The 21,224-nt window shown below is 62.5% G+C and carries 19 protein-coding genes, 1 tRNA gene and 1 pseudogene; 11 read left to right on the top strand and 10 right to left on the bottom strand.

Annotated features, from left to right (window positions below):
* The first annotated feature begins 50 nt into the window (after positions 1-50).
* Complete coding sequence (locus C8C89_RS07250; RefSeq protein WP_101482892.1) at positions 51-1,031, top strand: choice-of-anchor A family protein; 981 nt, start codon at positions 51-53, stop codon at positions 1,029-1,031.
* A gap of 75 nt (positions 1,032-1,106) precedes the next feature.
* Here the strand turns inward: C8C89_RS07250 and C8C89_RS07245 are convergent, their stop codons facing one another.
* Positions 1,107-2,786, bottom strand: coding sequence for an AMP-binding protein (locus tag C8C89_RS07245; RefSeq protein WP_101482893.1), 1,680 nt, complete (start codon positions 2,784-2,786; stop codon positions 1,107-1,109).
* 146 nt (positions 2,787-2,932) lie between these two features.
* Between C8C89_RS07245 and C8C89_RS07240 the strand changes: the two genes are divergently transcribed.
* Entirely contained in the window at positions 2,933-5,293 is a 2,361-nt protein-coding gene (locus C8C89_RS07240; RefSeq protein ID WP_133989227.1) for a DNA polymerase II, read from the top strand.
* Positions 5,294-5,557: 264 nt separating this feature from the next.
* A complete protein-coding gene (locus C8C89_RS07235) occupies positions 5,558-6,874 on the top strand; it encodes a hypothetical protein (protein WP_101482895.1) in 1,317 nt (438 codons plus the stop codon).
* Between the two features lie 40 nt (positions 6,875-6,914).
* Here C8C89_RS07235 and C8C89_RS07230 read toward each other — a convergent pair.
* A pseudogene (locus tag C8C89_RS07230) lies at positions 6,915-7,176 on the bottom strand (SDR family oxidoreductase); the annotation flags it as partial.
* A gap of 190 nt (positions 7,177-7,366) precedes the next feature.
* Between C8C89_RS07230 and C8C89_RS07225 the strand changes: the two are divergent.
* Positions 7,367-7,453: transfer RNA gene (locus tag C8C89_RS07225), tRNA-Leu, on the top strand.
* 527 nt (positions 7,454-7,980) lie between these two features.
* Here C8C89_RS07225 and C8C89_RS07220 read toward each other — a convergent pair.
* On the bottom strand, positions 7,981-8,226 hold the full coding sequence (locus C8C89_RS07220) for a hypothetical protein (RefSeq protein WP_133989226.1): 246 nt from the start codon (positions 8,224-8,226) through the stop codon (positions 7,981-7,983).
* Between the two features lie 273 nt (positions 8,227-8,499).
* On the opposite strand from C8C89_RS07220, the gene C8C89_RS07215 reads away from it, so the two are divergent.
* Positions 8,500-9,900, top strand: coding sequence for a PLP-dependent aminotransferase family protein (locus tag C8C89_RS07215; RefSeq protein ID WP_208327682.1), 1,401 nt, complete (start codon positions 8,500-8,502; stop codon positions 9,898-9,900).
* A 201-nt stretch (positions 9,901-10,101) separates the two neighbouring features.
* On the opposite strand, the gene C8C89_RS07210 is transcribed toward C8C89_RS07215, so the two are convergent.
* Complete coding sequence (locus C8C89_RS07210; RefSeq protein WP_133989225.1) at positions 10,102-10,680, bottom strand: NnrU family protein; 579 nt, start codon at positions 10,678-10,680, stop codon at positions 10,102-10,104.
* 69 nt (positions 10,681-10,749) lie between these two features.
* On the bottom strand, positions 10,750-11,142 hold the full coding sequence (locus C8C89_RS07205; RefSeq protein ID WP_077408640.1) for an Imm10 family immunity protein: 393 nt from the start codon (positions 11,140-11,142) through the stop codon (positions 10,750-10,752).
* A 145-nt stretch (positions 11,143-11,287) separates the two neighbouring features.
* On the opposite strand from C8C89_RS07205, the gene C8C89_RS07200 reads away from it, so the two are divergent.
* The 4 genes from C8C89_RS07200 (at position 11,288) to C8C89_RS07185 (ending at position 14,168) form a co-directional block, all read left to right on the top strand.
* Positions 11,288-11,704, top strand: coding sequence for a GNAT family N-acetyltransferase (locus C8C89_RS07200; protein ID WP_101482899.1), 417 nt, complete (start codon positions 11,288-11,290; stop codon positions 11,702-11,704).
* Between the two features lie 31 nt (positions 11,705-11,735).
* Entirely contained in the window at positions 11,736-12,458 is a 723-nt protein-coding gene (locus tag C8C89_RS07195) for a M56 family metallopeptidase (protein WP_133989224.1), read from the top strand.
* A gap of 63 nt (positions 12,459-12,521) precedes the next feature.
* Positions 12,522-13,022, top strand: a complete 501-nt coding sequence (locus tag C8C89_RS07190; protein ID WP_133989223.1) for a hypothetical protein — start codon at positions 12,522-12,524, stop codon at positions 13,020-13,022.
* A gap of 309 nt (positions 13,023-13,331) precedes the next feature.
* On the top strand, positions 13,332-14,168 hold the full coding sequence (locus tag C8C89_RS07185; protein WP_101482902.1) for a universal stress protein: 837 nt from the start codon (positions 13,332-13,334) through the stop codon (positions 14,166-14,168).
* Positions 14,169-14,224: 56 nt separating this feature from the next.
* On the opposite strand, the gene C8C89_RS07180 is transcribed toward C8C89_RS07185, so the two are convergent.
* The 4 genes from C8C89_RS07180 to C8C89_RS07165 form a co-directional block, all read right to left on the bottom strand.
* Positions 14,225-16,543, bottom strand: coding sequence for an NADP-dependent malic enzyme (locus tag C8C89_RS07180; protein WP_101482903.1), 2,319 nt, complete (start codon positions 16,541-16,543; stop codon positions 14,225-14,227).
* Between the two features lie 192 nt (positions 16,544-16,735).
* Complete coding sequence (locus tag C8C89_RS07175; RefSeq protein ID WP_208327681.1) at positions 16,736-17,095, bottom strand: hypothetical protein; 360 nt, start codon at positions 17,093-17,095, stop codon at positions 16,736-16,738.
* Positions 17,088-17,681, bottom strand: coding sequence for an SMI1/KNR4 family protein (locus C8C89_RS07170; RefSeq protein ID WP_133989222.1), 594 nt, complete (start codon positions 17,679-17,681; stop codon positions 17,088-17,090). Before C8C89_RS07170 ends, C8C89_RS07175 begins: the two co-directional genes overlap by 8 nt.
* Positions 17,682-17,721: 40 nt before the next feature.
* On the bottom strand, positions 17,722-18,909 hold the full coding sequence (locus C8C89_RS07165) for an MFS transporter (protein WP_133989221.1): 1,188 nt from the start codon (positions 18,907-18,909) through the stop codon (positions 17,722-17,724).
* Between the two features lie 121 nt (positions 18,910-19,030).
* On the opposite strand from C8C89_RS07165, the gene C8C89_RS07160 reads away from it, so the two are divergent.
* Positions 19,031-19,552 carry a MarR family transcriptional regulator gene (locus C8C89_RS07160; RefSeq protein ID WP_101482906.1) on the top strand — a complete coding sequence of 174 codons (522 nt, stop codon included), beginning with the start codon at positions 19,031-19,033 and terminating at the stop codon, positions 19,550-19,552.
* Here the strand turns inward: C8C89_RS07160 and C8C89_RS07155 are convergent.
* Positions 19,549-20,154, bottom strand: coding sequence for a hypothetical protein (locus C8C89_RS07155; RefSeq protein WP_101482907.1), 606 nt, complete (start codon positions 20,152-20,154; stop codon positions 19,549-19,551). The two genes, C8C89_RS07160 and C8C89_RS07155, sit on opposite strands and share 4 nt — an antisense overlap.
* Before the next feature lie 89 nt (positions 20,155-20,243).
* On the opposite strand from C8C89_RS07155, the gene thiL reads away from it, so the two are divergent.
* A complete protein-coding gene (gene thiL / locus C8C89_RS07150) occupies positions 20,244-21,224 on the top strand; it encodes a thiamine-phosphate kinase (RefSeq protein WP_133989220.1) in 981 nt (326 codons plus the stop codon).

Raw genomic sequence — 21,224 nt, 5'->3', positions numbered from 1 at the left:
CGGTGTACTTGCTTTCCCGCCCTTCCATCCCTATTACTACGAAAATACTTATGACATTTTTTGCCTCACGCACCTTGCCGCTCATCAGCGCCGCCCTGTTCGCCTTCTCCTTCAGCGCCTCGGCCCAAGCGACCGTGATTGACCTCGGCGTCGCCAACGGCTACTCGGCCTTCATCTTCGGCAACATCGGCAGCAGCGGTGCCAGCGGCTTCACCAGCGTCGGCGGCAGCATTGCCGCTGGCGGCAATATCTACCTGGACAACTACAACGTTGGCACGAATAAAAAGCCAGGCAGCGCGACCAACGCGATCGTTGCTGGCGGCGACCTGAACACGGGCTGGGGCACCATCGGTGGTTCCTCCGTGTATGGCGTCAGCAACCCCAACGCCACGTTGACAGCGCCACAATGGTTCCCACGCGACAATATCAGCAAGGGCAATGCCTCCACCCTGGACTTTGCAGCCGCCCAGCAACAGCTGACGACCCTGTCGGGCGACGTGGCCAAGCTGCAATCGAACGGCACCGTGCTTTCGCAATCGGGCGGCTACAAGCTGGTGGGCGACATCAACGCCGACGTGAATATTTTCAACATCGATGCGTCGAACCTGCATAACCTGACCCTGGACGTATCGTCGCTGAAAAGCACGGCCAGCATCATCATCAACGGCACGGCCACCGACATCACCATGAGTGGCGGCTTCGACAATTTCGGCAGCTTCGCCGACCGCACGCTGTTCAACTTTGCCAATGCCACCACCACCAGCCTGACCAATGCAGGCGTGAACGGCAGCATCCTGGCGCCGAACAGCGCGTTTTCCGGTTCGGGCAGCCTGAACGGCACCCTGATCGCCAATTCGGTCAGCTCGATCAATTATGGCCACGTCTCGATGAACGGCGCCGGCTTCAACACGGTGAACGTATCGGCCGTACCAGAGCCAGGCACCTACGCCATGCTGCTGGCCGGCCTGGGCTTGCTGGCATTCATGCGTCGCCGCACGCCAGCGCGCGCGCCGCAAGCACAACTGGCCTGAGCTTCACGCTGAATCCATGCAAAACACCGGGCCGCGCAAGCGTCCCGGTGTTTTTTTTATGGACTGGCGAAACGATTATTCCGCGCTCAGACCCAGGTCCGTGGCGACTTGCTTGCGCAACAAATATTTCTGGATCTTGCCCGTCACCGTCATGGGAAATTCCTCGACGAAGCGCACATAGCGGGGAATCTTGTAATAGGCGATCTGCCCGTCGCAAAAGGCGCGGATATCCTCGCTGGTGGCCTGCGTGCCCGGACGCAGAATGATGCAGGCGCACAACTCCTCGCCATACTTGGCGTCCGGCACGCCCACGCATTGCACGTCGAGCACGCTCGGGTGGCGGTACAGGAATTCCTCGACCTCGCGCGGATAGATGTTTTCGCCGCCACGGATGACCATGTCTTTCGAGCGGCCGACGATGCTGCAAAAGCCGTTCTCGTCGATGACGGCCAGGTCGCCCGTGTGCATCCAGCGCGCCGTATCGATGGCTTCGTTTGTTTTTTCCGGGTCGCCCCAGTAGCCCTGCATCACGGAATAACCGCGCGTAAGCAATTCGCCTTTCTCGCCACGTGGCACGATGCGCCCTTCCGCATCGATGATTTTCACTTCCAGGTGCGGGTGGACGCGGCCAATCGAGGACACGCGCATTTCGCGCGGGTCTTCGATCGATGTCTGGAAGCTGACGGGCGACGTTTCCGTCATGCCATACGCGATGGTAATTTCCGCCATGTGCATCAGTTCGATGACCCTCGTCATGACTTCCATCGGGCAGGGCGAGCCGGCCATGATGCCGGTGCGCAAGTTCGACAAATCGTATTGCTTGAAGTCAGGATGATCGAGGATGGCGATGAACATGGTCGGCACGCCATGTAAACCCGTGCAACGCTCGGCCTGCACGGTTTCCAGCACGGCCTTCGGGTCGAAGCCTTCACCCGGAAACACCATGGCCGCGCCATGCGTGACGCATGCGAGGTTGCCCAGCACCATGCCGAAACAGTGGTACAGGGGCACGGGGATGCACAGCCGGTCCTGTTGCGTGAGGCGCATGGCTTCACCGATGAAAAAACCGTTATTGAGGATATTGTGGTGCGTCAGGGTGGCGCCTTTCGGCGCGCCCGTGGTGCCGGACGTGAACTGAATGTTGACGGCGTCATCAAACTGCAAGGTAGCGCTGACTTCTTCCAGGTGCGCCAGGTCGGCGTCGGAGATGCCCTCCATCAAGGCATCGAAGTTATGCATGCCCGGTGTGGCGGCCGCGCCCAGGCGGATGACGTGGCGCAACTGGGGCAGGCGCGGCGACTGCAGGGCGCCCGCGCGCGAACGGGCGATCTCAGGCACTACGTCCTGCACGATGGCCAGGTAATCGCTGGACTTGAAGCTGGGCGACAAGATCAGCGCGCTGCACTGCACCTTGTCGAGCACGTATTCGAGTTCCGAACGCCGGTAGGCGGGGTTGATGTTGACCATGATCAAGCCGGCTTTCGCCGTGGCGAACTGGGTCAGCACCCATTCGGCGCAATTCTGCGACCAGATGCCGACCCGGTCGCCCGGCTGCAAGCCCAGCTTCAGCAAGCCGGCGGCCAGGCGATGCACGCGCTGCTGGAATTCCAGATACGTCCAGCGCACGTTCTGGTGCGCCACGATCAGGGCATCGTGCTGGCCATAGCGGGCGGCGATGGCGTCCAGGTAAGCGCCTATCGTTTCGCCGATCAACGGTGTCTCGTGGGCGCCATGTACATAACTCATTGCTTGCATGCTGTCTCCAGGGTAATGGCGCGACGCGCTCTTGTTATCGTCTTCGATGCTGAAAATTATAGCCCCAACCACCCCCGCCCTGCACCGGCTTGCTGTAATGTGCAGGCCGGTGCCACATTATCCGGGCACGACACGGACACGAAGGCATGGACAGCACAGTACTCCCTCCCGCACAGGGCTTTATCCTGACCCGCCACTGGCGCGATACCAGCGCCGGCACGGAGGTCGATTTCTGGCTAGCAACGGATGCAGGCCCCCGCCACGTGCGCCTGCCCGTGCAGACGGCGGTCGCCTTTATTCCCATGGAGCAGCGCGAGCAGGCGGAACTGCTGCTGCGCGGCGAGCGCCATGCAGAGCTGCGGCCCCTGTCGCTGAGCGATTTCCACCACCGCCCCGTACTGGGCTTGTACTGCAAGCAATACCGGCATTTGCTGAAGCTGGAAAAGCAGTTGCGCGCCCACGGCATCGATGTGTACGAAGCCGACATCCGCCCGCCCGAGCGCTATCTGATGGAGCGCTTCATCACGGCGCCGGTATCGTTCAAGGGAGAAACACTGCAGGAAGTGCAGCTCAAGCCGGCGCCCGGCTACCGCCCCACCTTGAAACTGGTGTCGCTCGATATCGAGACGACGGCGCATGGCGAGCTGTATTCGCTGGCGCTGGAAGGCTGCGGCCAGCGCCAGGTCTACATGCTGGGGCCGCAAAACGGCGGCGACGAGACACTCGATTTCGACCTCGAATACTGCGACAGCCGCGCACAGATCCTCGAGCGCCTGAACACCTGGATGGAACGCCACGATCCGGACGCCATCATCGGCTGGAACCTGGTGCAGTTCGACTTGCGCGTGCTCAAGGTACATGCCGAGCGCTATCAAATTCCCTTGCGGCTGGGACGCGGCGGCGCCGTCATGGAATGGCGCGAGCATGGCGGCAAGCAGGAACACTATTTTGCCGCTGCGGCGGGACGGCTGATCATCGACGGCATCGAAGCCTTGAAGTCGGCGACGTGGAATTTCTCTTCGTTCAGCCTGGAAAACGTGGCGCAGACGCTCCTGGGCGAAGGCAAGTCCATCGACAATCCCTATCAGCGCATGGCCGAGATCGACCGGCGTTTCCGCGAGGATAAACCTGCGCTGGCGCGCTACAACCTCAAGGATTGCGAACTGGTCACGCGCATCTTCGCGAAAACCGAGTTGCTGACCTTTCTCCTGGAACGGGCCAGCGTGACGGGCCTGGCAGCCGACCGCAGCGGCGGCTCCGTGGCCGCCTTCGAGCACCTGTACCTGCCACTGATGCACCGGCAGGGCTACGTGGCGCCCAACCTGGGCGATGTGTCCGGCGAAAACAGCCCGGGCGGCTTCGTCATGGATTCCCAGTCGGGGCTGTACGACTCCGTGCTGGTGCTCGACTACAAAAGCCTGTACCCGTCCATCATCCGCACTTTTCTGATCGACCCCGTGGGCCTGGTGGTGGGCACGAGCGGCGACGAAGCCGATACCGTGCCGGGATACCGGGGCGCGCAATTTTCGCGCGTGAAACATTGCCTGCCCGCCATCGTGCAACAGGTGTGGCAAGGGCGTGAGGCCGCCAAGCGCGAACGCAATGCGCCGCTGTCGCAAGCGCTAAAGATCATCATGAACGCGTTTTACGGCGTGCTGGGGTCCAGCGGCTGCCGCTTCTTCGACCCGCGCCTGGCCTCGTCGATCACCCTGCGCGGCCACGACATCATGCACCGCACGCGCGAGCTGATCACCGAACAGGGCTACCAGGTCATCTATGGCGACACGGATTCCACCTTCGTGTGGCTGAAAACAGCGCATAGCGACGAAGAGGCTGGCAAGATCGGCCGCGCGCTGGTGACGCACGTCAACGCCTGGTGGGAGCGCCACCTGCGCGAGGAATTCGGCCTGGACAATGCGCTGGAGCTGGAATTCGAGACGCATTACCGGCGTTTCCTGATGCCCACCATCCGCGGCTCGGAAGAAGGCAGCAAGAAGCGCTACGCGGGCCTGGTGGGCAAGCCCGACGGTAGCGAAGAGATGGTCTACAAGGGCCTGGAAACGGTGCGTAGCGACTGGACGCCGCTGGCGCAGCAATTCCAGCAAGAGTTATACCGGCGCATCTTCCAGCGCGCCGCCTACCAGGACTATGTGCGCGACTACGTGGCGCGCACCGTGCGCGGCGAATGCGACGCTTTATTGGTCTATCGCAAGCGCTTGCGCCGCCCCCTCGACGACTACCAGCGCAACGTGCCGCCCCATGTACGCGCGGCGCGCACGGCCGACGCCTACAACCTGGCGCAGGGCCGGCCGCTGCAATACCAGAATGGCGGCTGGATCAGTTATGTGATCACGGTGGCCGGGCCGGAACCGCTGGAAACGCAGCGCTCGCCCATCGATTACCACCATTACCTGACGCGCCAGCTGCAGCCGGTGGCCGACGCGATACTGCCCTTCCTGGGCGACGACTTTTCGCGCCTCGTGTCGGGCCAGCAGGATTTGTTTTAGGTCAATTTTACTGACCGGCACGGCCAAGCTGAGGTAATATCGGCGCCTGCCAGGCCAGTCCGCGGGCGCTGCGCGTCACGGCAGCGTAAAATACGCCATGGCGAAAGAATAAGAGCTCCACCGCAGAAGAAGATGCCGCTCCAGACGAGAATCGTTCGCAACATGATTTTCCCAGCTGAAATGGCGCATAATTTACAACCATGTTGAACCAGCGGGCAGCAGCACTAGCCATCTGCCCTGCTAATTTTTGAATGAATTGACACCATGACCGAGATTACGTCCTTAAGAGACATCCCGCAAAAAAATATCTTCCGCAAGGGCGACACCTTTGTGCTGTTCGGCGAGCTGTTCGGCCGCGGCTATGTGAATGGCTTGCTGGACGAAGCGCGCAAGGCGGGCATGAATATCGTCGGCATGACGGTCGGCCGCCGCGATGAAAACATGGCGCTGCGCCCATTGAACGCGGAAGAGCTGGCAGAAGCCGAAGCCAACCTGGGCGGCCGCATCATCAATGTGCCGCTGATGGCCGGTTTCGACCTCGACGCGCCAGCCGGCGAACCGACGCCGACGGCCCTGCTGGCCGACATGACCCTGAAAAGCTGGCAAGAAGACAAGCTGGACTGGGCGCAGATCGAACGCTGCCGCGAAGCAGGCATCGCCCGCTTCAGCGCTTCCGTGGCGAAAGCCATGGCCGAGCTGGACAGCCTGATTCCTGACGGCAGCAATGTGTATTTCGCCCACACCATGGCTGGCGGCATTCCCAAAGTCAAAGTCTTCCTGGCGATCGCCAACCGCATCTACAAGGGCCGCGGCGAGCGCTTCATGTCCTCGCGCGCCCTGCTCGACAGCGACCTGGGCAAATTGATCCTGATGAACTTCGACGAAGTCACGGCCAACACCCTGCAGCACCTGATCGACGGCAGCGCCGCCATCCGCGCCCGCATCGAGCAAACGGGCGGCCAGGTGCGCTACAGCGCCTACGGCTACCACGGCACCGAGATCTTGATCGACGGCAAGTACCAATGGCAAACGTATAGCAACTATACGCAAGGCCTGGCCAAGATGCGCCTGGAAAACGTGGCCAAGGCCGCGTGGGAAAAAGGCATCAAGGCCACCGTCTTCAATTGCCCGGAAATCCGCACGAATTCGTCCGACATTTTTGTCGGCGTGGAACTGTCTCTGTTCCCCCTGCTCGACGCGCTGAAAAAAGAAGGCGGCAGCGCCTGGGCCGAAGAGCAATGGAAAATCTGCCAGGGCTTGCTGGAAGACGGTGTCTCGCTGCAAGACTTGCTCGACCGTATCGCCACCTACAACGGCGACGCCACCAGCGTGCAGTTCCGCAACTTCGCCGCCTGGCCAATGGACAACACGCCAGAGCTGGCCGAAGTCATGATCGGCACCTCGGACGACATTACCAAGCTGCACAAGGACCGCAAGGAACTGATCACTGACCACCTGAGCTCGCTGGTGCTGGAAGGCACGGGCCCGCTGATGTTCCACGCCATGTCGGAGCCGCAAGCGCCCGTCGTCTGGCTTAACCACGACATCATCGCGCGTCAGCTGAACTCGGTTCACAACTGAGCTTGATGTAGCGCAAGCTGCAAGACACCGACGGCCCGGCTCATCCCCGGGCCGTCGGCGTTTCCGGCGCCGCATTACGTATCTCTTGCGCGCGCACGACGGATACCCCGCCATCGGCCAGCAGCGCCGTGCGGTGGTGAAGCTGGACGCATCGGAAGCCAGGTACAGCGCCGAGCGGGCGATTGCGTCCGGCGAGGCCAGACGCTTCAATGCATGCAAGCCCGCCCCCCCTAGGGCGTGGCAGCCACCGCGCGCCCCATCGGCGTATCTGTCCCTCCCGGCAACAAGGCATACACGCGGATGCTTTCCAGTTGTTGCATGGGATATCCATCCAGGTAATGAAGGGACACGACAAGACGGCTGGCCAGGCGCGGCACTCCGCTTCTTGTGCTGGAACCGGCACGTTCAAGGATGCTCAATGCTCATGTAAAACACACGCCAAGCATAAAACTTGCCAGATTGTGACAAATCAGTGATAATGCGTCTCGCGTTGCCGGGATGGCGGAATAGGTAGACGCACGGGACTCAAAATCCCGCGCTGGAAACAGCGTGCCGGTTCGATTCCGGCTCCCGGCACCACAGAACAAATCGAAGAAGTACCGATAAAGCCATTAAATCCAATAAAATCAAGGATTTAGTGGCTTTTTTCTTGCCTGTTCGTTCCGAACAATACCGATTATTCCCGATAGAAACAGCTGGTCATTACGCAATGATTAGCCACAGAAGCCGCTGCTTGAGCGGTCGAAGGGGAAGCGCTACTGTGCCGCAGCGACGTATGCGTCTTGAATCGGTATGGGGGCCTACGGTCAGGGGCGACCTCAACTTGATCTCGCATGGTGTGTGGTGAAGATAGACCGCGCCAACCCAATACCACCGAGCAGACCCGCTCAGAAAATACAACGCCAACGCATTCCAGCGGCAATTTGCCAATGCCCGGAGCAAGGGCCATGAAGCACCTCAATGCAAAGCCTCATGGCTTGCCGATGAATAGGCCCGCAGCGATGCTGGTGGGCCGAGGCGAGCGCTGACCCGCCTGCCGATGCTGCCCGAGCCGCATCGGCGAATTGCTGCCGCATCACTGGATATCGGCCGACGATTCTTTACCCTCAGGGGAGAGTCATGTCCAAACCGACCATACTGACAACAACAAAGGTGACGATCCCCAAGGCCAGGAGCGATAGCACGAAGACTCCGATCACCTTGCTGCTTGCGCGCAGCACCGCGCGATTCTGCTTCGCCTTATCCTTATCCTTCTTGCCTTGATCGTAATGCCACTTGATGGCGAAGAACATGCCAATGCTGAGCACGAGAGCCTTGAACGTAACGAAGACTATAGGGGTCCAATCTATCATTTTGAGTATTTCCAGTCTATTACTTGACACTATCCATCGTGAGGAGCACTACCTCAAAACGCTGCTTCCGCAGCTTCTGTTCAAACCATCCCACAGGCATCCTGTTTGAATCTTTCATTATATCTAGCTATGAAATAACAATGGCATCGAGCGTAGTGATTTGCCGAATGCAGATGAGAGAGGAGAAAACGTCAGCAACTGCCATGCAAGGATGGTGTTACTGCACGCTCTGATGCATACTACTTAAAAACAATTTCCATACATTGAGACAAAATGTCCCAGTTGAAAACCATACAAGATGAACATTTACCTATCTGGATGCCGCGCTTGGCCGGGAACAGAGGACCACGCTTTTTGCAGATTGCCGATGCGTTGCAAGCGGCGGTGGCAGACGGATCTTTGACACCCGGTGACCGCCTGCCTACGCAGCGCCAGTTGGCAGCACAGCTGGACGTCGACCTGACGACGATCACGCGCGCATATGACGAAGCCAGGCGCCGCAACTTGCTGGAAGGCCGCGGCGCGCGAGGCACTTATGTCGCGGCGCCGAAGGTCGAATTGACCGCTATCCTCGACCTGAGCATGAATACGCCGCCACCGCCGGATGGCGTGGACTTCGACGACATGTTGAAACAAGGTTTGTCCCAGGTCTTGATGAGGGCAGACAATGAATTGCTGATGACTTACCATTTGGGCGGGGGAAGCGACTCCGACCGCAAGGCTGGAGCCAAATGGCTGGCACCGATGTTTGGACATCTGGATTCTCAACAGGTTGTCGTCTGTCCGGGTGCGCAAGCGGCGATCGCCGCATTGATCCTTGCGCTGACGGAGCCTGGCGACGTTATCCTGGCAGAGCCAAGCAGTTATCCCGGCTTGCGTGCCGCAGCGACCCAATTCGGCCGGCACATCATTGCGGTGGAAGCGGACAGGCATGGGATGGTGCCTGAGAGGCTTGAGGAAGCGTGCCGCCAGCACAAGCCTGGGCTGGTCTACCTCAATCCGACATTACAGAACCCGACCGCCATCACCATGCCGGAATGCCGGCGCAGTGAGCTCGCCAGCATCGCGAAGCGCTGCAATGTACGCATCATCGAGGACGATCCCTACTGGCTCCTTGCCGATGCCCCGCCACCACCTATTGCCACGTTTGCGCCGGAACAGCTGGTCTACATCTCAACCCTGTCGAAATGCCTGACGCCCGGCTTGCGTGTCGCCTTCGTGCTGATACGCGACCCGCACGAACGCGAACGCTTCCTGGTCGCGCTAAGATCATTTGCGCTGATGGTCGCTCCGCTGACTGCCGCACTGGCCACGCAGTGGATACTCGACGGTTCGGCCGACGGATTGATGGAGGGCGTACGCAAGGAGGCGCGCCTGCGCCACCGGATGGCTCGGGATATTCTGGCGGGGCGGTACAGCGGCTTTGGAGACGGCCTGCATGTCTGGCTCGAGTTGCCGGCGTATTGGAACTCCTTGCAGCTTGCGCGTGCAGCCGCTAGCTCCGGCATCGCAGTCACGCCAGCGGAGGCATTCGCAACTGGCAGCGTCTCCGTGAATGCAATTCGGATTTCTTTGGGGTGCATCAAGGACCGTGGACGCTTGCAGGCGGGCCTTCAACGGCTGTCTCACCTGCTGGCGCGACGACCCGAGTCATTCAGCGCCGCGGTGGTTTGACTGTCCTGAAAACACCGTACAGCATCCGGGAGTGATGGCAATGCGGTCGCCCATTGGTTTGCTGTCTCCGTGCTTATTTATCGTGAGATCAGGCGCGACAGTGAACAGACTGGAAGAAAACTACCTTGGCCGTGCAGCACAATGTCCGCTTTGGGGTGCGGATTCAAGCGGACACCGCAGCAGGGAAGCTGCCGCCTCCGGCTAGCCAAACGGCCGCACGCCAAACAGCACGCCATGCAACCAGAATGCCAGCAGCAGCCACAGCGCACAGCCCGCGACTATGGCGATCAGGGTGCCTGTCACGGTGCCGCCCTGGTATGCCACGCCGGTCGCGCGGTCGCGCCGCACGGCGGCATACAGATCAAGCAGCGACCAGGCGAGGAAGCCGCCGAACAGCAACACGTCGGCCAGGCTGCCGTTGGCCAGCAGATGCGCCACGGCCCAGAGTTGCGTGCCCAGCAGCATGGGATGGTGCACCCAGGTCTTGATGCGGTTGCGCGGCACATTGGCCGCCGCCAATAAAATCAGCGAGAACAGCATCAGCAGGCCGCTGGCGTGTCGCAAGCCCATGGGCGGCGCCCACAGGACCAGCTGATGCTGACGCGCCAGGCCGTAGCCCCAGATGATCAGGCCCAGCCCGGCAAACGCGACGAGCGAATATAGCCCCTTCCAGCGCTTTTCGCCGAGGCGCGCCAGCTGGGCACTGCGCCAGCCGTCGGCGACAATGCGCACCGAGTGCAAGCCCAGGAACAGCAACAAACCGAGTATCAGCACCGTCATCGTCTTCTCCCGCAGTCAATACCAGCTATCGAGCATATGCGACACCATGACCGGTGCCGGCCACGCAGATCAACGTTCCTCGCGATAATAGTCGCAGCCCTCGAACGTGGTGCGCAGCGCCTGTTGCAGCTGGGCGTAGCGCTCGGGCGTCAAATTAAAGCGCACGTCGATCTGGCCGTCGTCATCCATCTGCATGGCCGCCTCGGCATCCATTTGCACGGACAGGCGGTTCGGATGCAGGATCACGGCATGCATGTGGCCATACCAGGCAAATTCCTGGCCGCCATACTCAATATAGGGTTCGTCCATGCCCATGGCGACGTCCTGCTCGTCATACTCGTCGGCGCGCTGCAGCATCAGGTAGACGGGCTCGCCTTTGCCTGCTGGCGCGGCCAGGGTGGTGATCAGGGCGTCGTCTTCATTAATAACGGACAATTCGGTGGCGGTAAATCCTGCGGACATGGCGTGCTTTCAACAAATAGGGGGATGACGCCACCATAGCGCAAAAGCGCCCCGGACGACATAGGGGCCGGCGAATAAAGCGTGCCGCCCTGGAAACGCATCGCCGCCTATAATTACCGCTCCAACCAATTCACAGGAGAGCGTCTTGACCGCAGCATCGCCCTACACCACCCGCCTGGCCATTCCCCCGGTCGCCACCTACCAGCAGCTGCGCGTTGCCGCCGGCCTGAGCGCGAAAACCACGGAGGCAGCGGCCAAGGGCTTGCCACACTCCCTGTTTGCCGTGCAAGTGCTGCACGGCGACACCGTGGTGGGCATGGGCAGGGTCATCGGCGATGGCGGCTGCTTCTTCCAGGTGGTCGATATCGCCGTGCTGCCGGCCCACCAGGGCCAGGGCTTGGGCAAGCTGATCATGCGCGAAATCCGCCAGTTCATCGACAGCGACGTGCCGGAAAGCGCGTATGTCAGCCTGATCGCCGATGGCCAGGCGCAAGACCTGTATGCGCAGTTCGGTTTCAAGCACACAGCGCCCGCCTCGGTCGGCATGGCGCTGAAGCGCTAGGCGCCCGAGGCCTGCCTGGCTGCTATGCAGCATGGCGCTGGCGCTGCTGCTGTCGGCCGGCGCCTCGCGCGCCGAGCACCTGCTGCAGCGGCGCGGGCGCACGACGCGCTGGCTGTGGCTGGCGGCCATTGCCGCGTCCGTCATCGTACCCCTGGCATGGCTGCCGGGCGTGCTGGCGGCCATGCCGGCGGAACAGGCGCAGCTGAAACTGGGCTGGTTTGTCTTGTCGGTGGGCATGCTACTGCTGTTGGCGTTGCGCAGCGCCTGGCTGCTGTCGCACCAGCGCCGCTGGGAAAAGACCAGCTTGCTGGGTACACCCGTGTTCCTGAGCGGCGGCATCGGCCCGTGCGTGGCGGGGCTGCTGCGGCCCCGCATCGTGATGCCCGTCTGGCTGCAACTGATTCCACCCCGGCAGCAGGCGCTGCTGCTGGCGCACGCGCAATGCCGGCTGGCCGCGCGCGACCCGCAGCTGCTGGCCTTGGCCTACGCATTGCTCGTGCTCATGCCGTGGAACCTGTCCCTGTGGTGGCAGCTGCACCGGCTGCGCTTTGCCATCGAAGTCGATTGCGACGCACGCATGCTGGCGCACGGCCACGCGCTGCGCGACTATGCCATCGTCCTGCGCCAGCACGGCCAGTATTATTCGGGGCTGACGGGCGCCTCGCCCATCGTACTGAACGCCCCGCGCGCACTGCGCCGGCGCCGCCATCTGATGGCCAGATTTACCCGGAACCAGGCGACGAACTTGCTATAGTAGCGGCAACGCCGCGCAGCCCGCCCGCGCCCCGGTTCCCACCTTAGAAATCAGAGAGATACCATGCTTTACCTGCTTGCCATCGTCATCGTCATCGCCCTGCTGTATTACGTCTTCAGCGGCCGCACACCCGTGAAACCGCTGCACAAGCCGCTCGTCTCGGTGCGCCAGTACGTGCCGGCGATTCCTCCCGGTGCCCCGGCACATCACTGGAACGACGAGGGGCGCTTTGCGTCGGAAGTGGAAAACGAATCGATGTACCAGCCCGCCATCGCCAAACTGGCCGGCGAGCACGGCCCTGGCAACGCGGAAGAAAAATGCCTGGCCCTGCTCGTCTGCGACGATGCCAATCCGTTCCAGGACAAGGCCATCGCCGTCTTCATCGATGGCCTGCTGGTCGGCTACCTGTCGCACAACGATGCCCTGCGCCTGCGTCGCAATCTGGGCCGCCAGGACCTGGCGGGCCAGCTGACCTCGTGCGATGCCGTCATTCGCGGCGGCGGGCTGTGGAATGGCAAGCGCCTGTCGTATGCCGTGTGGCTGGACTTGCAGCCCTACAATTAAGTGAACTCCCGCCACGGCCAGCGTTGTTGCGTCACACAAAGAAGTGCCGACACGATGCTGCCGACGCCGATGCAGACCACTGGAAGGGCAAGGAGTTCACGACCATTATCGCTGGCTGCGCCGCGAGCATATTGATGCATATCAAGTAGGTCGGCATTTTGTCGCGATGGGATTGCAAATGACCATGGTCTGTCTCTTTTTGACCCATATCAAGTCCCGCATAAGAAAAACGCCATCCGGCACGGCAATGCTGGACTTGCCCGTGTTGCCGTTCTAGCCTTGTTGCCATCCTGACTACCGAGTGACAACATGGCTTACAAATCCATCCTGGTCCACGCCGACCTGTCGCGTCATGCGCCGCAGCGCATCGCCATCGCGGCGCGGCTGGCGCACGCGCACCAGGCGCACCTGATCGGCGCGGCCATGACGGGCATGTCGCGCTTTACCCTGGAAAACAACCGCGGCATGCGCGGTGGCGCCGTGGCGGCGCAGATTTCAGCACTGCACGGCCAGGCGGAACGGGCGCTGGACCAGTTTGAGACGCTGGCGCGCCAGGCCGGCGCCGTCTCGCTGGAACGGCGCCTGATCGAAGACGATGAAGATGGCGGCATGGCCGTCAGCGCCCGTTACAGCGACTTGACGGTGCTCAGCCAGCACGACGACAGCGAGGCATTGCCCGGCGCAATGAGCGACCTGGTGCCCTACGTGATGCTCAACGCGGCCCGCCCCGTGCTGATCGTGCCGCGCAGCGGCCAGTTTGCGGAAGTCAACAACACCGTGGTGGTGGCCTGGGATGGCAGCATGGAAGCGACGCGCGCCATCGGCCACGCCCTGCCCCTCTTGCGCGCGGCGCGCCTGGTAGTGCTGGCCCTGCTGCACCCGCCGGCCGGCCATGCGCAGCCGGCCCGCCATCCGGGCGCCGACATCGCCGCCTACCTGAGCCGCCATGGCGTGCCCGTGGAAGTGCGCCCGGCCGTCGCCACGGGCGACATCGGCGCGGCGCTGCTGGCCATGGCCGCCGAAGTGCATGCCAAGCTGCTGGTGATGGGCGGTTACGGCCACGCGCGCTTCCGCGAAATTTTATTGGGCGGCGTGACGGAAACGGTGCTGCGCCAGATGACCTTGCCCGTGCTGATGGCGCACTGACGTAAAAAAGCCGCGCCACCCTGGCGGATGGCGCGGCTTTCAGGAAGTGCTAATGATCAGACCTTGCGTTGTGCTACGGCATCAACAACACAGAGTGCCGTCATATTGACGATGCGGCGCACGGTGGCCGATGGCGTCAGGATGTGCACGGGCTTGGCGCAGCCGAGCAGGATCGGGCCCACGGCGATGCCGTTGCCGGCTGCCGTCTTCACCAGGTTGTAAGCGATGTTGGCCGATTCGATGTTCGGCATGACCAGCAGGTTGGCGTCGTTCTTCAGTGCCGAGTTTGGCATGATTTTTTGACGCAGCTTGCTGTCCAGGGCCGTATCGCCGTGCATTTCGCCGTCGATTTCCAGGTCCGGCGCGCGTTCCTTGATGATGGCCAGCGCGGCGCGCATCTTTTGCGCCGAGGCACTGTCGCTGGAACCGAAGTTCGAATGCGACAGCAGGGCCGCGCGCGGCGACAGGCCAAAACGGGTCATCTCTTCGGCGGCCATGATGGTGATCTCGGCCAGCTGCTCGGCATCCGGGTTTTCGTTGACGTGCGTGTCGACCATCACCAGTTGGCGCTCCGGCATGATCAGTACGTTCATCGCCGCGTAGACATTGCTGCCGGCGCGCTTGCCCAGCACCTGATCGATGTATTTCAGGTGCAGCTGGGTAGTGCCGAAGGTGCCGCAGATCATGCCGTCAGCATCGCCCTTGTGGATCATCATCGAGCCGATCAGGGTGTGGCGGCGACGCATTTCCAGCTTCGCGTATTCCTCGGTGACGCCCTTGCGGCTGGTCATGGCGTAATACGTGTTCCAGTAATCGCGATAGCGCTCGTCGAAGTCCGGGTTGATGACGTCGAAATCGACGCCTTGCTTGAGGCGCAGGCCGAACTTCTGGATGCGCGCTTCAAGCACGGGTGGACGGCCGACCAGGATAGGACGCGCCAGTTTTTCATCGACCACCACTTGCACGGCGCGCAGCACGCGCTCTTCTTCGCCTTCGGCGTAGACGATGCGTTTGAGTTCGGCCGGAGTGGACTTGGCCATCAGGAACAGCGGCTTCATGAAGGTGCCGCTGCGGTAGACGAATTGCTGCAGGCTGTCCGCGTACGCTTGCAAGTCCTTGATCGGACGCGTGGCGACGCCCGATTCCTCGGCTGCCTTGGCGACGGCCGGGGCGATCTTGATCAAGAGGCGAGGGTCGAACGGCATCGGGATCAGGTATTCAGGACCGAACGACAGGTTGCTGATGCCATACGTCGTGGCCACGATGTCCGACTGCTCGGCATGCGCCAGGTCGGCGATCGCGTGCACGACGGCAATTTCCATCTCGCGCGTAATCGTCGTTGCGCCGCAATCGAGGGCGCCGCGGAAGATGTACGGGAAGCACAGCACGTTGTTGACCTGGTTCGGATAGTCCGAACGGCCCGTGGCGATGATGGCGTCGCTGCGCACGGCCTTGACTTCTTCCGGCAGGATTTCCGGATTCGGGTTGGCCAGCGCCAGGATCAGCGGGTTCGGCGCCATCTTGCGCACCATGTCTTGTTTCAGCACGCCACCGGCGGAAACGCCGAGGAAAATGTCGGCGTCCGGGATGATCTCGGCCAGGGTGCGCAGCGGCGTGTCTTGCGCGAAGCGTTCCTTGTCCGGGTCCATCAGTTCCGTGCGGCCCTTGTAGACCACGCCGGCCAGGTCGGTGACGTAGATGTTTTTGAGGGGGAAGCCCAGGTCAACGATCAGGTCCAGGCAGGCCAGCGCCGCAGCGCCCGCGCCCGACACGACCAGCTTGCATTCCTCGATTTTCTTGCCGACGGCTTTCAGGCCGTTCAGGATGGCCGCGCCGACGATGATGGCGGTGCCGTGCTGGTCGTCATGGAAGACGGGGATCTTCATGCGGTCGCGCAACTGGCGCTCGATGTAGAAGCACTCGGGCGCCTTGATGTCTTCCAGGTTCACGCCGCCGAAGGTCGGTTCCAGCGAAGCGATGATGTCGACCAGTTTATCCGGGTCCATCTCGTTGATTTCGATGTCGAAGACGTCGATGCCGGCAAATTTCTTGAACAGTACGCCCTTGCCTTCCATCACCGGCTTGGCGGCCAGCGGGCCGATATTACCCAGTCCCAGCACGGCCGTGCCGTTGGTGATGACGGCCACCAGGTTGCCGCGCGCCGTATATTTATAGACGTTGGCCGGATCGATGACGATTTCTTCGCAGGGTGCCGCCACGCCTGGCGAGTAGGCCAGCGCCAAGTCGCGCTGGTTGGTCAGTTGTTTGGTGGGCGTCACGCTGATTTTGCCGGGGCGCGGGCACTCGTGATATTCGAGTGCGGCCAAGCGCAATTGTTGACGCAATTCTTCTTTTTTATCAGATGACGAATCCATGCTGTGCTGCCTTCCTGTTTGGTCGATCGGGTGTTCCGGATTTTATCAGACCGATTCTTTCAATTAGCTAGGTATTTTCCGCTAGCCACAGTCTGATATCACGAAAACGCATAACCTAGCATTGTAAGGCCGTCCGGCGGCACAAACGTCCTTAGCAGGAAAAACTATCAAATTTTAAATTTCAATTAATTTTTACGATAGAGCACCAGCGGCACGCCACAGCGGCAATGCCTCGACGGCGCGCTCGATATCGTCCATCTCGTCGGCGCCCAGGGTGGTGTCGAAGGGCGCGGACAGGATGCTGCGCATCAGCGCCAGACGGGTCGTGGCTTGCTCCTCGTCAATGAAGCGTGTCGTCTCTGCACAGTACTGCGCGCGGCGCAGCGCATCGGCGCCGTCATCGTCGCCGTCGGGATAATAATGGCGGCCGATGTGATGCAGCGACTGCAGCAGGAATTCGATCTCGCACAGGATGCGCAACGCATCCTCGCCGGACAGCACGATGCGGCGGTTGGGGGGCAGCAGCGATGGCGGGGTGGCTGGGCTATTCAAAATTTTCCTCAATCAGGAAGCCGTAGCCGTCGTCGATCAGCATTTGCAGATAGGCGTCGAAGCTGTCGGCGATGACCTGGTAGTTGTCGGGGTCGTGCAGGAAGCGCACGATCTGCCCGACCTTGCCCGACGCCGCCGGCGTGAAATCGATATACAGCCGCGAGGAGCCGCCATTGTTCATGCAATGCGAAAAACACAGGCGCTGGCCCTGCTGAATAGCGGCGTCAATGCGGGCGTCGACGATGCCGGGATCGTCTTTCAGGTAATGGCCGTAAATATCGGCGATGCTGCGCTGGTTCGCCTGCTCATCCTCCAGGATCTGCTCGACCGAACTCAGATAATACGGATACTCGAACACGTCCGAGCCCAGCATATACACCAGCACCGTGCCGCCAGCATACTTCTGATAATAGGTGCCGTTGTACTTGCCCAGCAAGTGCAGCACACTGTCCGGGCACAGCGGATAGGCCTGGCGCAAGCTGGCCAGTTGCACCGTGCTGGCGCCGCTGGCCAGCGCCAGCTCCGCCAGCGGTTCCGGCGGCAAGGCCTTGCGCAAGCCTGCTAAATAATGGTCGACGATGTTCATGCGCGAAATATATCAGCTGCCAGCACACGCCATGCGCACGCTAGCGCGACTGGGCCAGCCTGCCCCCCGGCGCAAAGCGCACCGCGATCAGCAGTAACACCACCACGCCACCGGCCATCACCATCCACGCCTGGGCCAGGCTGGACGAATGCTGGCGGATCAATCCGGCAATGAAGGGCATGCTGCTGGCGATAATGTAGCCGCCGCCCTGCACAAAGCCCAGCAGTGCGCCGGCGCCGGCCGGGTCACGCACGTGGTCCATGCTGACGATCAGCGACAGGGGAAACAGGGCGCCGATGCCACAGCCCAGCAGGATCACGGCGGGGATGGCCAGTTGCGCGGGCGCCACGATCAGGCAAGCCAGTCCCGCCAGCACGGACAGCAAGACGGACAGCAGCAGGATGCGGCGGTCGGGGAAGCGGTGGATGATGCTTGAAACCACCAGTCCCGCCAGCACCTCCACCAGGGTCAGGGCACCCAGCAGCAAGCCGCTGTCGGCCGCACTCCAGCCCAGTTCCGTGTAAAACGGCGGCAGCCAGGCCAGCACCAGCGTGTAGGCGCCCGTACCGATGCCGAAAAACACCATCAACAGCCAGGCGCGGCCGCTGCCCACGGGCAGGCTGGCGCCTGCGCCGCTGGCCACCTCCACGCGCGAAGCGGCAGCACGGCGCCACAGCAGCGCGGCGGCCACGGCGGGCAGCGCCCACAGGGCCAGCAGCGCCTGCCAGCCCAGCGACTGTGCCAGCGGCGAGGCGGACGCGGCGGCAATGGCCGCGCCGCCCATGATGCCCGTCGTGTAAAACCCCATCAACTGGCCCGCCCGAGCGGGAAAATGACGCTTGATGAAGGCTGGCAGCAAGGCTTGCACCAGCGCAATGCCCAGGCCGCCCAGCGCTGCCGTGGCGATCAGGCCGCCGCTGCCATGCAAGGGCCAGCGCAGCGCGCAGGCGGCAGCGATGATGGCGATGCCCAGCGAGATGCCGCGCGTCACGCCCAGACGGCGCTGCAGCTGCGCACCCGCCAGCGCACACACGCCCATGGCGAACACGGGCACGGTGGTCAGCAAGCCCGCGTCGGCATTGCTGATGCCCGTGCTGGCCTGGATGCTGTCGAGCAAGGGGCCGATAGCGGCCAGGATGGGGCGCAGGTTCAGGCCCAGCAGGATGATGGCGGCCACCAGCAGGGCGGACGAGGGAGGGGGGGCGGTGTCGGGGCGTAAGGATGGCATGGGATAGTAGTCCTTGCCTCGCAGGGAGGCACATGGTTTAATGCGTCATAGAATAACTCGATGAAAAGTATCTTAACATAGAGATAGAAATCTATCTTGATGTCGAGATAAATACCTACCCATGACAACTACCCCGCAAGAACATACGCGCGCGCAATTTGCCGCGGCACAATGGCAGCGCGAGCTGCCGCAGATGGATACGGGCGCCATGCAGCTGGTGGGCCAGCTGGGCACGGTGGCGCAGCTGATGGCGCGCGATTGGCTCAATCCGCTGTTCGCCGAACATGGCTTGCAACCGGGCGAATTCGACGTGCTGGCGACCCTGCGACGCTCAGGCGCGCCGTACAGCCTGACGCCGACGGCACTGTACGAGGCGGCCATGCTGTCCTCGGGAGGCATGACCAACCGCATCGACCGGCTGGAAGCGGCAGGCCTGATCGAACGCCAGAAGCACCCGACGGACCGGCGCGGCGTGCTGGTGGCCCTGACGCCCCGGGGCCTGGCATTGATTGAACAGCTGGTGTTGCTGCACGTGGAGAACGAGCGCGCCATGCTGTCGGCGCTCAGCGCGGACGAGCAGCGCCAGCTCGACCAGTTGCTGGCCAAGCTGCTGCAGGGTATGGCCCAGGCGAAGAAAGGCTAAGCGAGCAGGCCCGCCAGTTCGCGCAGCGCCGCATTGCCGCGCCGTGCCAGGCGCTTCAGTTCAGCAGGGTCGCGGCTGTCGTACAGGGCCTGGACATGGCCCACGCTGGCCGCGCGCAAGTCGATATCGCTGTCGCGATCCGGAACATGGGCGTCGGCCACATGTCCCTCGACCAGGGTCAGGTAGTAATGACGGGGCTTGCCCCACAAGTTGGCGGAAAACTGCAGCACCAGGCCGCTGTCGAACAGCAGGGCGCCGCTGCGGCCCCCATGCTCGAGCAGCACGCGAAACGCCGGCAAAGGCTGCCGCGCCGCGCGCAGAAAACCGGCCAGGTGCACCTGATCACCGAGGCCCAGGCTATTCGCGACCAGCTGGCCGCGCTGCAGAAACGCCTTGAACAATACATGCACCGGCCGCTTGCCCCTGCGGAACAGGCGCTCGTCCTCGTACAGGCACAGCTGGTCGACGTCGCTGACGGCATAGAAGCCGTGCGCCACCAGCTCCTGCGCCTCGAAGGTGGCCAGGCCGACGGCTTGCGGGTCGCGCAGCCAGCCATGGTCCAGCCAGGATTGCAACAGGACGTGAATATCGAGGATGGGCATAGTAAGCTGCTCGGCAGTGGCAAAGGCCTGTATTGTAGGCCAGCCTATAATAGCCGGGCCACACCATCATTCAACGCACAGACTACGCCATGGCCCCACACGACGCGCTTTCCGAATTCGACCTGATCAAACAATACTTCGTGCGCCAGCGCCCCGGCCGCGCCACTCTGGGCATTGGCGACGATTGCGCGCTGCTCACGCCAAGTGCCGGCAAGCAGATCGCCATTTCCTCGGACATGCTGGTCGAGGACCGGCACTTCTTTGCCGGCGCCGACGCCCGCATGCTGGGCCATAAAAGCCTGGCCGTGAACCTGTCCGACCTGGCCGCCATGGGCGCGCGTCCCGTGGCGTTCACGCTGGCCCTGTCGCTGCCGCAAGCCGAGCGCGCCTGGCTGGCCGGCTTCGCCGAAGGCCTGTTTGCGCTGGCCGACGTATTCGGCTGCGAATTGATCGGCGGCGATACCACCAAGGGCCCGCTGAACATCTGCATCACCGTGTTCGGCGAACTGGCGCCGGGCCAGGCCCTGCGCCGCAGCGCAGCCGTGGCGGGCGATGATATCTGGGTCAGCGGCACCGTGGGCGACGCGCGCCTGGCGCTGGCGGGCTACCGCATGGAACAGAAGCTGGCGCCAGCCGACCTGCTGGCAGCCGCCGCGCGCATGCACACGCCCACGCCGCGCGTGGCGCTGGGCTGCGCCTTGGCGGAAGCGGGCCTCGCGCATGCTGCCATCGACATTTCGGACGGCCTGGTGGGAGACCTGGGACATATTCTGAAGGCTTCGCAAGTGGGCGCCACCCTGGACGTCGACGCCCTGCCTGCCGGCCCCGTGCTGGCGCAGCAGGAAACCGGCCTGCGCCGCCGCTACACGGCCGCCGGCGGCGACGATTATGAGCTGTGCTTCACGGCGCCCGCCTCGTCGCGCGATGCCATCGCCGCCCTGGCGGCAAGCTGCGGCACGCCTGTCACGCGCGTGGGTTGCATCGAGGCCCAATCAGGCTTGCGGCTGGTCGATGCAGCCGGGCAGCCGCTGGATCTGGCCTTGAGTTCTTTCGACCACTTCAGCGACTGA

The organism is Janthinobacterium sp. 75, from assembly GCF_004365495.1.
GTDB lineage: Bacteria > Pseudomonadota > Gammaproteobacteria > Burkholderiales > Burkholderiaceae_D > Janthinobacterium.
Note: the sequence above shows the minus strand (reverse complement) of the source record. Positions and strands in the feature narration are given on the sequence as shown.